The sequence below is a fragment of the Streptomyces sp. WP-1 genome (genome assembly GCF_030450125.1).
GTDB classification, from domain to species: Bacteria; Actinomycetota; Actinomycetes; order Streptomycetales; family Streptomycetaceae; genus Streptomyces; species Streptomyces incarnatus.
In genome coordinates, this window is the sequence record NZ_CP123923.1 from 6,890,131 (window position 1) to 6,901,962 (window position 11,832).

The following is an 11,832-nucleotide window of genomic DNA, read 5'->3' on the forward strand; positions in this document are numbered from 1 at the left end:
CTCAGCCCTCCAGGACCGTGCGCAGGTCCCACAGGGTGCGCCAGGTGGCGGAGCCCTGTTCGGCGCGGCGGCGGACCGGGCCGTCCCAGTAGCCGCGCAGCCGTGCCGCGTCCGCCGGGTCGTCCTTGCGTACGACACCGAGCAGATGGCCCGGCAGCAGCCCGAGGACGTCACGGTCGCCGGGGAAGTACGCGGCGGCCAGGCCCAGGGCGCCCGCCACGGAGACGGCCTCCGCGGTGCTCATCACCGTGGACGGCCGCTCCACCTCCCAGCCCTCCGCCGAACGCCCCTCCCTGAGGTCGCGGAAGACGGTGACCAGGGCCTCCAGGACCGCGTCGTCGACCTGGAAGGGGGCGCCCGCCCGCTCCACCGACGCCCGGGCCTGGCCGCGGACCAGCGCGGTCTCGGCGTCGAGGTCCGCGATGGGGCCGACCGTCTCGAAGTTGAAGCGGCGCTTGAGCGCGGCAGACATCTCGGAGACGCCCTTGTCCCGCAGGTTGGCGGTGGCGATGAGGGTGAAACCCGGCGCCGCGTGCGCCAACGCGTCCTCGCCGCCCGCCAGTTCGGGGATCGCGATGCGCCGCTCCGACAGCAACGACACCAGGGCGTCCTGCACTTCGGGCAGACACCGGGTGACCTCCTCGACCCGGGCCACCGCGCCCCGGCCCATCGCGGTGAGCACCGGCGACGGCACCAGAGCGGACCGGGTGGGGCCCTGCGCGAGCAACAGGGCGTAGTTCCAGCCGTACTTCAGCTGGTCCTCCGTCGTACCCGCCGTGCCCTGCACGACCAGGCCGCTCGTGCCGCACACGGCGGCGGACAGCAGCTCCGACAGCATGGACTTGGCGGTGCCGGGCTCGCCGACGAGCAGCAGGCCCCGCTCCCCGGCGAGCGTGACGACACACCGCTCCACCAGCGCGCGGTCGCCGACGAACTTGCCGCCGATCTCCAGCCGCCGCGGCACGCCGTCCGGCACCGCGGGGTCCTCGGGCAGCCGCAGCGCCTGCCCGCCGCTGCCCATCACGAAGGTGACCACGGCCCGGGGCGTGAGCCGCCAGGCGGGCGGCCGGGGACCGGCGTCGTAGGCCGCGAGGAACGCCAGCTCGGTGGCGTACCGGTCCTCGGGCGGAACGATCTGTCGAGTGGCGTCGGGAACGAGGACGGTGGTCATCGGCGGGAGTCCTTCGAGGGGATGTTGGGCGGGGCGGGGAGCGGGGACGCGGGGGGAGAGGGAGCGGGGAGTGGTGCGGAGGGGGCCGGGGGCGGGGCGGCGGAGGGCTCGGCTGGGCCTCGCACGGTGCGCGGCGCCGCCGGAGAGGCCCACGGCCGCGCCCCCGCCCCCGTTCCTCACCGGCGCCTCCCCTTGCGCGTCGCCCGGGTCCGCAGCTCCTCGTACGCCGGGGTGTCGCCCGCCCGGACGCGGTTCCACGCCCGGGCGAACAGCTCGGACACCGGGAGCAGCGGTATCGCGCGCTGCCGCGGGGGCAACGGGTACAGGGACTCCTTCCAGGTCTCCAGCGGCAGCCCGGGGGAGCCCGGGTCGCGCCAGCCGCAGGGCAGGAACAGGGTCCGCCCGGCGCGCGGGCGTCTGGCCTCGACCACCAGGTCCGTCGCGGCCAGTTCGGCCCGGGCCTTCCTCAGCCGGGCCGGCCGCCAGCCGGTCCAGCGGGCGCAGTCGCGGTCGGTCGGGTCGGGCAGGGCGAGCAACTGGAGGTAGAGCGCGGCCGCGTCCTCGCTCAGCCCCTGCGTCCCGGCGACCTCGGCGACCAGCGCGGGCACGCCGACCGTCGGGTCCTGCGCGTACCCCGGGACGCCCTCGGCGCCGACCGCGCGGCCCAGCTCCTCGCCGAGCAGCGTGCGTACGGCGTGCAGCGGACGCCCCTGGTGCGGTCCGACCAGCCCCGCCAGCAGCCCGAACACGGCGTCGTCGGGCCCGTCGAGCCCGGCCGGCCGGATCAGCACCGTCTCCGCGTCCTGGTACCAGGGGCGCAGCACGATCGCCTCGCCCACCCGGGTCAGTCCGTGCGCGTCGGCACCGCCGGTCGCGGGCAGCCCGTACACCTTGCGCAGCTCGGCCGCGGTCGGGGCGCCCTTCTCCGTCCGCTCGACGCCGAGGCCGATGATCAGCTCGGGATCGGTCAGCCGCCGGCGTACGGCGGCGAGCCCGGCCGGGAGCGCGGCGCGCAGGGGGTGGCCGTGCGGCAGGCCGTAGGCGAGGGCGGCGAGCCCGTCGACGGCGTTCACCAGATCGCGCCCGGAGGGCACCGCCGAGGGGTCCTCGGGGACGAGGTTGCCGTCCTTGTCCGGCCGCAGGACCGTGGTGCGGCTCAGCCACGGCGTGCGGGACGGGTTGAGCACCTCCTCGGCGTATCCGACGGGAAGCCCGGCCAGCTCGGTCCTGATGTCCTCGGGCACCCGGACCAGCGAGCCGAGCCGCTCGGCCCACACCCGGCCCGCGCCCGCCGTGTCCGGACCGGTCCGCCACAGGTCGGCCGGATCAGCGGGCAGCAGCGCGCCCAGCAGCGCCGTGCGCGGCTCGCCGCCGAGGCCGTGCAGCAGGGCGGCGCCGAACTCCGCCTGCTTGGGCTTGAGTCCGATCACGGCCAGGCCCTCGGCCTCGATGTCCTGCGGCTGCCCGGCGAGCAGGACGGCGGCCTGGACGGGGCCGAGACCGCCGCCGCTCGCCGCGACCAGCGCCTCGGGCGCCCCGGCCGTCCAGGGCGCGGGGCCCTTCTCACGCACCAGGCGGGCCAGCGCGGCCAGGTCCTCGGCGCCGATCGTCGTGTCGTACCGCACCTCCTGGTCCAGCGTGAAGTGGGCGACCACGCCGAACGTGCCGCTCGGATCGTGGTCCAGCGCCAGCCAGTTGACGCGGTTCCGGCGGGTGTCGACGTTCTCGCAGCCGAGGATCACCACCGTGCGCCCGGCGTGGCGCAGCACCTGGCCGGCGCGCCGCTGCTCGTCGTGCGGTTCGCCGAGGACGATCTGGCGGAGGGTGCCGCCGGCCCCGGCGAGCGGTCCCTCGGTGAGGGCTTCGAACAGCAGGAGCAGCGGTTCCCGCCGGGCCCCGGTCAGGGCGGGCGACGCGGCCCGGTAGGCCAGCGCGCGGAGCCGGCCCAGCGCCTGCGGCCACACCATGCCGATGCCCGGGATCGTGAACTCCTCGCTCTCCCAGCCGTCCGTGAGGGTGCCGGGCTTCTCCCGGCCGGGCAGGGGGATGCCGTCGGCCGGGTGGCCGGACAGCACATGGTTCACCGCCCGGATCTGGCGCAGCGCGTTCCACACCTCCCGCCGCCACCAGCCCTGGAGGGGGCCGAGCCCGGCCACGGCCGTGTACACGCTGTGGTCGTCGCCGTGCGCGGGGCGGTAGTCGGCGAACATGCCCTCGGTGCGGTTGCGCGGCAGCCGGGACCGCTGCTGCGGGGGCCGGGCGAACGCGGTCGCCGAGTCGGCGATCCGGAGTGCCGACCCGACCAGCGCGGCGACGCCGGTGAGCAGCCGGACGTCGGTCAGCCCCGGCAGGGCGTCGGCCACGGTCTGCCGGACGACGTGGTCCGCGCTCGGCACGGCGGCCCTGGCCCGCTCGTCGTCCCCGGCGCGGGACAGCGCCTCCTCACGCACGGCCAGCGCCTCGGCGGCCGCGCGGAGCACCTCGGCGGCCAGTTCGTCGGTCAGGGCGCGCAGCACGGCCGAGCCCTGGATGTCGCGCGGGCGCAGCGCGTGCCAGAAGGCCAGCGGGGGCACGAACCGGGTGCCCGCGGCGTACTCACCGCCCGGGCCCTGGGGCGACACGCGTCCCAGCTCGCCGGGGCCGAAGCCGTCGCCGCCCGGGGTCATCAGCCCGATGGCGCGGTGCCGCTCCACGACGACCGGTCCGGCACCGCCCGGCAGCCGCAGCGCCCCCACCGGGATGCCGTCGGGCCGGGTCGCGGCCGTCGGCATGGACACGGTCCGCCCGTCCGGCGTCCCCGCGGTCCGCAGCTCGGCGTCGCCCTCGCCCTCCGCGCGCACCCAGCGCCCGAGCACGGTGCCGTCGGTGCCGAACGGGCTGTCCTCCAGGCCGGATTGCAAGGGCAGCACCTCGCAGCGCTCGGTCAGCAGCTCGGTGTCCTCGCGGATGCCCGCGCGCAGCAGGGCGGGCAGGGAGGCGCGGCCGTGCGTGCCGGTCGCCGGGTCGTACTCCAGCCACACCGTGCGCCGGCCGTCCCTGCCCCGGCGCCACAGGGTGCTGCCGTCACCGAGGAGGCTCCGCGTCGGCGGCAGGACCGTGTCACCGGCGTGCAGCGCCTTGCCGCCGCTCGCACGGCCGCCGCCGGGCAGCGGGAGGGAGGCGACGAGCGTCTCGTTCGGGTTCCACCAGGAGGGCAGCTGCTCGCCGCCCAGCTCGAACACGTCGGCCGGCCGCGACGACCAGTAGCCGTACTGCTTGCCGCCCTGCCGCCACATGACGAGCAACTCGCCGTCCACATAACGGAATCGGGGCTGCTGTCGGCGGTCCGGGTCGTGCGGCAGCCGCAGTTCGTGGTCCAGGAGCACCTCCTGCGGCCCGACCACGAGCGCCTTGTGGCCGCGCGCGACGATCAGCGCCGGCCACGCCTCGTACACCGCGATCGCGTCGGCGTGCCGGTGGCCGGGCCCCTGGACGCGGGTCTGCGCGTCGAGCACGGCCAGCGCCTCCTCCAGGGCGGGCCAGCCCAGTTCGTCCAGGATGCCGGCGCGCAGCGTACGCGCCAGCAGCGGCGCCGCCGGGTGGGCGGCGATCCGGGCCACGGCCCCGGCGTTGACCTCGGGGGCGATCGCCCGGAAGGCGTGCAGCCGGTTCAGCGCGTGGCCGGCACCGGGCAGGCCCACCGATCCCGTGAAGTCGTCGGCGGCCTCGTCCAGCCACTGCCGCAGCACCTCGGACAGGACCGGGTGCCCGGCGACCGTGCGCAGCATCTCCGTGGCGCGGGCATGCCCGCCGACCGGGCCCAGGGCCGTGTGCAGCAGCCGCCGCAGCCGCGGGTCGGCCGCCACCGCCGCCAGGTCGCGGGCGTCCTCACGGGTGTCCGTCAGCCAGTTGGCCAGCGGCAGGAACATCCGCTCGCCGCTGGCCGGCACCGTGAGCGCGATGCCCTCCGCCAGGCACAGGTCGAGCAGGTCGAGGTCGGCGCCCGCGTGCCAGCCGCCCGCGAACAGGGCCACCGGGCGCCCGGCGGCGACCAGTCCGGGGGCCATCCGCCGGACCAGCTCCAGCGTGCCCGGAGAACGCGGGGAGTACGACCCGCCGTGCTTGCGGAAGGACGCCCAACGGCTCAGCCAGTCCGCCGGATCCACCCCGTGCGCCACGGCCCGCGCCGGCTCCGTCAGCAGCCGCTCGGCCCCCGTCTCCGCGAGCAGCGCGAGCCAGAACTCGTCGTCCTCGACGTCCCGGCCGAGCCCGGCCGGCATGATCTCCAGCAGCCGGATCCGGGTCTCGGGGCGGCGCTCGGCGAGGACCGGCAGCACCGCGCGGTAGGCGGTCCAGAAGGACCGGGGCGCGCGCACCGCCGCCGGGGAGGCGATCAGGTCGGCGACCAGAGCGCACTCCTCCGTCACCCGGTCGAGGCCCGCCGCCTTGATCAGCCCGCGCGCGTCCTGCGGCAACGAGGCGTACGGCGGCATGCCGGCCGCGCAGCGCTCCACCGTCAGCTGCCGGAACTGCGCCCAGGCCGCTGCCGGTTCGAGCCGCGCGGCGAGATCCTTCACATACTCCTTGAGGGCCTTGACGGTCAGCGCCCCGGCGAACGCGAACTCCAGGAACACCGCGCGCCGCCGCTCCTCGTCCACCGCCAGCGCGTGCACCCGCTCGGCCTCGCGGGCCTTGCCGAAGAACGCCGCCGCGTACGTGGTGTTCTCGTGCCCCAGGAAGACCCGCGCGGCCTGCTCGTAGAACGTCGGCAGGAAGTGCGGCACCGCCCGGCCCAGCCGCTCGCCCAGTGCCTCGAAGCCCTCCTTGGCGGTGCCCGGACGGGACTTGGCCTGCCGGGCGAGCCGCTCGACGTCCTTCACCAGGGCGAGCGCGTGATGGCCGTTCGCCGGGTCGTGGACCAGCGCCCAGGCCGGGAAGCCCAGTGTCTCCTTGCGCACCTGCCCGACCACGGGCGGCTCGGGCTCCCGGGCCAGACCCAGGAACTCCAGCGCCAGGTCCTCGGCCTCGCCCAGCGTGCCCGGCACCAGCCGCACCACCCGGCGCCCGTCCAGCGCGGGATGCGTGTACGTGCGCACCGTCAGGCCGTCGGCGTCCTCGCGGGCGGTGCTCCCGGGCGGCAGTACGGCGCCGGCGTCCAGCAGCGCGGTGACCGTGTTCTCGTCGTACGTCATGCCGCCCGCTCCTCGTCCTCGATGTCCCGCCCCGCGTACAGCGCCGCCGCCATGCGCATGCCCTCCGACCAGGCCACCGGCCCGACCTGATCGAGCCTCAGCACCCGGCCGCCCGGCTCGGACCAGGCCAGCGGGCCGGTCTCGGTCCGCGCGTAGCCGTCGTAGTCACCGATCCAGACGCGGGCCTCGACGGCGCGGCCGTCCTCCACCACGGAGCACACCGCGTAGCCGCCACGCGCGCGGTAGCCGAGCTGGGCGGTCCGGCCGTGCAGGAAGCGCAGTTCCTTGAAGACGCCGCCCGCGTACTCCTCGATCTGCGTCGCCTTGGCGTCGAGGGCGGCCGGGCGGTGCCAGACCTCGCGGAACAGCTGCTGGGCGCGCTGCTCGACCCCCAGCTCCACGGCGAACTCCCGCAGCTCCTCCAGGTCTTCGAGGAGTACGGGGTGCGGGATGCGCACCAGGCCGGGGGCGATGCGGACGGTGTCGCCGTCGAGGTCCACCAGGCCGAGGCCCCGCTCGGGGTCGGCGTCGCGCAGGAATCCGGCGACCGCTCCGTCCGCGCCGGTGACCACGAGGTCGCGCAGCGCTGACTGCCAGGCGGGATCCGGCCAGACGCCGGTGAGGAGGGCCGACGGCACCGGCAGCGAGCGGACCATCCACCGCTCGGCATCGGCCAGGCACTGCGACTCGTGCCGCTCCAGCCACTCCACGAGCTGCTTCAGACCGACGACCGCGGGATCGTCCGCGATCTTCGGCGGCACCGACTTCAGCAAGCGCCCGGACGCGTTGCGGCACACCACCCTCTTGCCGTCGAGGGCGACCTCGTAGTCACCGGCCGACACCCACCCCATACGTGCCTCCCGCACCGCAGTGATCAAGTGACGGGAACTCTAGAGGCGACCACTGACAACGCCCTCCGACGAACGGAGGGCGCTGGGGACAAGGCTGTGGAGAAGCGGGCGATCAGCTCTGCGCGGAGTCCTTCGCCGCGTCCTTCTGCTGCTTCAGGTTCTTGATCCGCGCAGCTTCCTTGCGGACCTCGGCCTGGGTGGCCTGCTCCTTGAGGAGCCACTCGGGCCGCTCCTGCTTGAGCGCCTCGATCTGCTCCGTGGTCAGCGCCTCGGTGACGCCGCCGCGCGCCAGACCGGCGATGGACACACCGAGCTTCGAGGCGACCACCGGACGCGGGTGCGGACCGTTGAGACGCAGCTCGCGCAGCCACTGGGGCGGGTCGGCCTGGAGCTCGTCGAGCTCGGCACGCGAGACCACACCCTCCTGGAAGGAGGCGGGGGTGGCGGGGAGGTACACACCCAGCTTCTTCGCCGCGGTCGCGGGCTTCATCGTCTGGGTGCTCTGCTGCGACTTCATGAGGACAAGGGTATCGGCCGTGCGTGCGGGAGCCGACCACGAGCCGGGCGGGCGGCGGCGGGGGATCATGGCCGGTGACCGCGGGTGGCGTCGCGGCCGGTAACCTGGCCTGGTGACAGGCTCGGAGGAATCACCGTCGTTCCGGCTCGCGTACGTCCCCGGAGTGACGCCCGCCAAATGGGTGAAGGTCTGGCACGAACGCCTGCCCGACATCCCGCTCACCCTCACGCAGGTCCCGGCCGCCGAGGCGCCGGAGCTGATGCGCGCGGGCGAGGCCGACGCGGGGCTCGTACGGCTGCCCGTGGACCGCGACTTCCTCAGCGCGATCCCGCTCTACACCGAGACCAGCGTGGTCGTCGTCCCCAAGGACCACGTGATCACGGCCGCCGACGAGGTGACCCTGGAGGACCTCGCCGACGAGGTGCTCTTCCACCCCCTGGACGACGTCTTCGACTGGGACCGGCCGCCCGGCGAGGCCGCGTTCGAGCGGCCCGCGACGACCCAGGACGCGATCGAGCTGGTCGCGGCGAACGTCGGCCTCCTCGTCGTCCCGCAGTCGCTCGCCCGCCTCCACCACCGCCGCGACCTGACCTACCGCCCGGTCATCGACGCGCCCCAGTCCGGCGTCGCCCTGTCCTGGCCCCAGGAGGCCACCACCGACCTGGTCGAGGAGTTCATCGGCATCGTCCGGGGCCGCACGGTCAACAGCACCCGGGGACGCGGGGCGGCGGGACGCCCGGCGGACGGCGATACGGCGGAGGGTCGTACGGCCAAGCCGGGAACCAAGTCGGGGGCCAAGGCGGCGGGCAAGCCCCAGGGCGACAAGAAGGACCGGGGCGCGGGGCAGTCCGCCGCGCGGCAGAAGCCCGGGGCCGCCAAGTCCGCGGGCGGCCGGGGGCAGCGGGCCCGCACGGGCGGGGCCAAGCCGGCGGCGAAGCGCGGGAAGCCGCGGAAGCGTTCGTAGGGGCGGGGAAGCTTTCGGCGGAAGCCTTCGACGTGAGCCTTTAGGGGGGCGTCGTGGGCGGGCGGACGGCGGCCTTGGTCGCCGCCGCCGTTCCGAACCCCTGCCGGGCAACCGGGCGACTATGCCGCCGAACCCCTCGAACCCCTGCCGGGCAACCGGGCGACTATCCCGCCGAACCCCTCTCAAACCGCTCGGTCGTGTTCCTCCGGCCGTGCCGTGCCGCGCACCGGTGCGACCGGCTCCGTCTGCCGTTCCCGCAGGTCGGCGACCGCGAGGATGAGGGCGAGGACGATGATGCCCACCGCGGTCAGCAGGCCCAGCTGGAGCGCCCGCGCCGGGCTGCCGTGGTTGGCCAGATGAGCGAAGTACACGGCGCCCACGGCGGCGATCCCGGCGGCCGATCCGATGCGCTGCGCGGTCACCAGCACCCCGCCCGCCGCCCCCGCCCGCTGCACGGGAACGGTCGCCAGGGTGAGCGTGGTGTTGGGGGAGATGGTGACGCCCGAGCCGAGACCCGCGACCAGCAGGGGCAGCGCCGCCGCCCAGGCCACGCCCTGCCCCGGCACCAGCTGCACCGTCGCGATCACCGCGAGCAGGCCCAGCGCCACCACCGCGAGACCGGCGACCACCAGCTTGCGCCCGTGCCGTACGACGAGCCGGCCGCTCACCCCCGCGCCGATCGCCGAACCGCACGCGAACGGCAGGGAGGAGAAACCGGCCGCGAGCGCGGTGTAGCCCACGCCGTTCTGGAGGAACAGCGTGTAGACGAAGAAGAGCGTGGTGAAACCCGCGAAGTAGACCAGATTCAGCAGCACCCCGAGCGAGAAGGACCGCTGGGCGAACAGCCGCAGGTCCAGCAGCGGCGCCTTCCCCCACCAGCCCTGCCAGCGCTCCCACGCCCAGAATCCCGCCAGCAGCAGCGCGGCCACCGGCAGCAGCGCCCACTTCAGCCGGCCCGTCCACTGCTGCTCCTGCACCAGGGGCAGCATCAGCGCCAGCACACCCGTGCCGAGGAGCAGCACCCCGGTCAGGTCGATGCCCTCGCGCCTGCCGGTCACGGGCGGGGTGCGCGGCAGCAGCCGCAGCGCCGCGCAGAAGGCGGCGACGCCGATCGGCAGGTTGACGTAGAACACCCAGCGCCAGCCGTCGTCGGTGCCGAACAGATGGATCAGAAGTCCGCCGGCGGGCGGGCCGATCGCCGTGGACAGTCCGACGACGCTGCCCAGCATGCCGAACGCCCGGGCCCGCTCGGTGCCCCGGAACATCTGCTGGATCAGCCCCGTGGTCTGCGGCGCCAGGATGCCCGAGGCCACGCCCTGGGACAGCCGGAAGAACACCAGCCACCCGGCGTCGGTGGCCAGCCCGCACGCCGCCGAGGCCAGTGTGAACAGGGCGAGCCCGTAGAGGAAGACCGTGCGTCGCCCGCGCAGGTCCCCGAGCCGTCCGGCGGGCACGAGGGCGAGTCCGAAGGTGAGCGCGTAGCCCGAGACGACCCAGGACAGGGCGGCCGTGTCGGCGCCGAGGCCGCGTTCCATCGAGGGGAGGGCGACATTCACGATCGAGCTGTCGAGCAGCGTCATGAAGCCCGCTGTCAGACAGACCCAGAGCGCCTGCCAGCGGCGCCGGTCGTCGGCCGGCCGGGCCGTGTCCATGGTCATGGGGCCACGCTAAGCAGCGGCCGGGCCCTGAGCGGGTAAGAGAGGAAAATCCGGCGCGTCGGTGTTTGTCCTGCTATAAGGCGCCAAGCATCGCGTCGTGCCTGGTGCCCTACGTGCGGGCCGTCTCCCGGAGCCATGCGTACGCCGCGCGCGCGGTGAACTCCTTCTGCCCGCCGCGCAGCAGAAGGGCCGCCGTGCCGAACCCGGGATCGTCGGCCTGGTCGGCGACATAGGGGACGGCGACGCAGCGCATCCCGGCGGCGTGCGCGGCGGCCGCGCCCGGTGCCGCGTCCTCCAGGACCACGCAGTCGTACGGATCCGCGCCGAGCCGCCGGGCGGCCTCCAGGAAGGTGTCCGGCGCCGGCTTGCCGCGCGGGACGTCGGCCGCCGAGACCACCACGGAGACGAGGGCGCCGAGGCCGGTGCCGGTCAGGACCGCGGCCATGGCCTCGGGGGAGGAGCCCGAGGCCACCGCCGTGGGCACGCCGTCGGCGGCCAGCAGCTCCAGCAGTGCCCGCATCTCGGGATACACGCGCGTATGGGCGCGGGCCAGCTCCAGATAGCGCCGGTCCGTCGCGGCCAGCAGCTTCTCGGCCGGGACGCGCAGCCCGTAGCGCTCCCGCCAGAGCAGGACCGTGTCCCGGGTGCTGACACCGACGTAGCTCTCGTGGTCAGCCCAGGTGTAGTCCGGGACGCCGTACTCGGCCAGGGCCAGGCGGCTCGCCTCGTAGTAGTTCGGCTCGCTGTCCACGAGCGTTCCGTCGAGATCGAAGATGACCGCGAGGACGCCGAGATCGCTCATGCGCTCCAGCATGCCGGGATCAGGCGCGGGCGGCGCGGCCCAACGACTCCACCAGAGGGCCCAGCCGGTAGGGGACGCGCTCGCGCAGCGCCACCTCCGTACGGGTGCGGACCACGCCGGGCAGGCTGATCAGTTTCTGGATGACGTCCTCCAGATGGGCGTTGTCCCGGCCCACCACCCGGGCGAGCATGTCGCCGCCGCCCGTGATCGAGAACGCCTCCACGATCTCCGGCACCGCCGCCAGCGCGTCCCCGACGTCGTCCAGGTGCCCCTGGGTGACCTCGATGTGCACGAACGCCAGCACCGGGTGGTCCAGGGCGGCGGGGGACAGGGAGGGGCCCGTGCCGGTGATCACACCGTCCCGCTCCATGCGGTCGAGCCGGGCCTGGAGCGTGCCGCGGGCTATGCCGAGAATCCGGGCGTACTCGCGCACGCTGGTGCGCGGCTGCTCCAGGAGCAGTCGCAGGATGCGGGTGTCGAGCTCGTCCACGGCCATGATGTACGACTGTACCAATGGCCCAGTACCCGTTCGGACCGCTGTGCCGCTCGACCTGCGCCGTTGGCGTGGCAAGGTGCTCGCGACTGGACCCCTTGATGGGCCATTGGCCCACTGGATCGGGCATCACTTGAGCCACTGCGGTACGGGATGCTCTTATGGACATGTCGATGGCGCTGCGGATCCCCGCGGCGCCTTTTGT

The 11,832-nt window shown here is 74.8% G+C and carries 8 protein-coding genes; 1 reads left to right on the top strand and 7 read right to left on the bottom strand.

The window, feature by feature from the left end:
* Nucleotide 1: 1 nt before the first annotated feature.
* From QHG49_RS30650 to QHG49_RS30665, 4 genes are all read right to left on the bottom strand, one after another.
* A complete protein-coding gene (locus QHG49_RS30650; RefSeq protein ID WP_301492056.1) occupies nt 2–1,171 on the bottom strand; it encodes an AAA family ATPase in 1,170 nt (389 codons plus the stop codon).
* Nucleotides 1,172–1,347: 176 nt separating this feature from the next.
* Complete coding sequence (locus QHG49_RS30655; RefSeq protein WP_301492057.1) at nt 1,348–6,342, bottom strand: hypothetical protein; 4,995 nt, start codon at nt 6,340–6,342, stop codon at nt 1,348–1,350.
* Nucleotides 6,339–7,193 carry a DUF4132 domain-containing protein gene (locus QHG49_RS30660; protein WP_301492059.1) on the bottom strand — a complete coding sequence of 285 codons (855 nt, stop codon included), beginning with the start codon at nt 7,191–7,193 and terminating at the stop codon, nt 6,339–6,341. Before QHG49_RS30660 ends, QHG49_RS30655 begins: the two co-directional genes overlap by 4 nt.
* A gap of 112 nt (nt 7,194–7,305) precedes the next feature.
* Nucleotides 7,306–7,710, bottom strand: coding sequence for a DUF5997 family protein (locus QHG49_RS30665; RefSeq protein WP_145486017.1), 405 nt, complete (start codon nt 7,708–7,710; stop codon nt 7,306–7,308).
* A gap of 112 nt (nt 7,711–7,822) precedes the next feature.
* Here QHG49_RS30665 and QHG49_RS30670 point away from each other — a divergent pair, with 112 nt between their 5' ends.
* Nucleotides 7,823–8,674: a LysR family substrate-binding domain-containing protein gene (locus tag QHG49_RS30670; RefSeq protein WP_301492062.1), complete on the top strand. Its 852-nt coding sequence runs from the start codon at nt 7,823–7,825 to the stop codon at nt 8,672–8,674.
* A gap of 182 nt (nt 8,675–8,856) precedes the next feature.
* Here the strand turns inward: QHG49_RS30670 and QHG49_RS30675 are convergent, their stop codons facing one another.
* The 3 genes from QHG49_RS30675 to QHG49_RS30685 all read right to left on the bottom strand — a co-directional run bounded on the left by QHG49_RS30675 (nt 8,857) and on the right by QHG49_RS30685 (nt 11,630).
* The gene (locus QHG49_RS30675; RefSeq protein WP_145486016.1) at nt 8,857–10,332 is read right to left on the bottom strand and encodes an MFS transporter; all 1,476 of its coding nucleotides are present in this window, start codon (nt 10,330–10,332) and stop codon (nt 8,857–8,859) included.
* Between the two features lie 109 nt (nt 10,333–10,441).
* Nucleotides 10,442–11,134, bottom strand: coding sequence for an HAD family phosphatase (locus tag QHG49_RS30680; RefSeq protein ID WP_159698995.1), 693 nt, complete (start codon nt 11,132–11,134; stop codon nt 10,442–10,444).
* Nucleotides 11,135–11,153: 19 nt separating this feature from the next.
* Nucleotides 11,154–11,630 (bottom strand): Lrp/AsnC family transcriptional regulator, encoded by a 477-nt coding sequence (locus QHG49_RS30685; protein ID WP_145486014.1) that lies wholly within the window; start codon nt 11,628–11,630, stop codon nt 11,154–11,156.
* Nucleotides 11,631–11,832 lie beyond the last annotated feature (202 nt).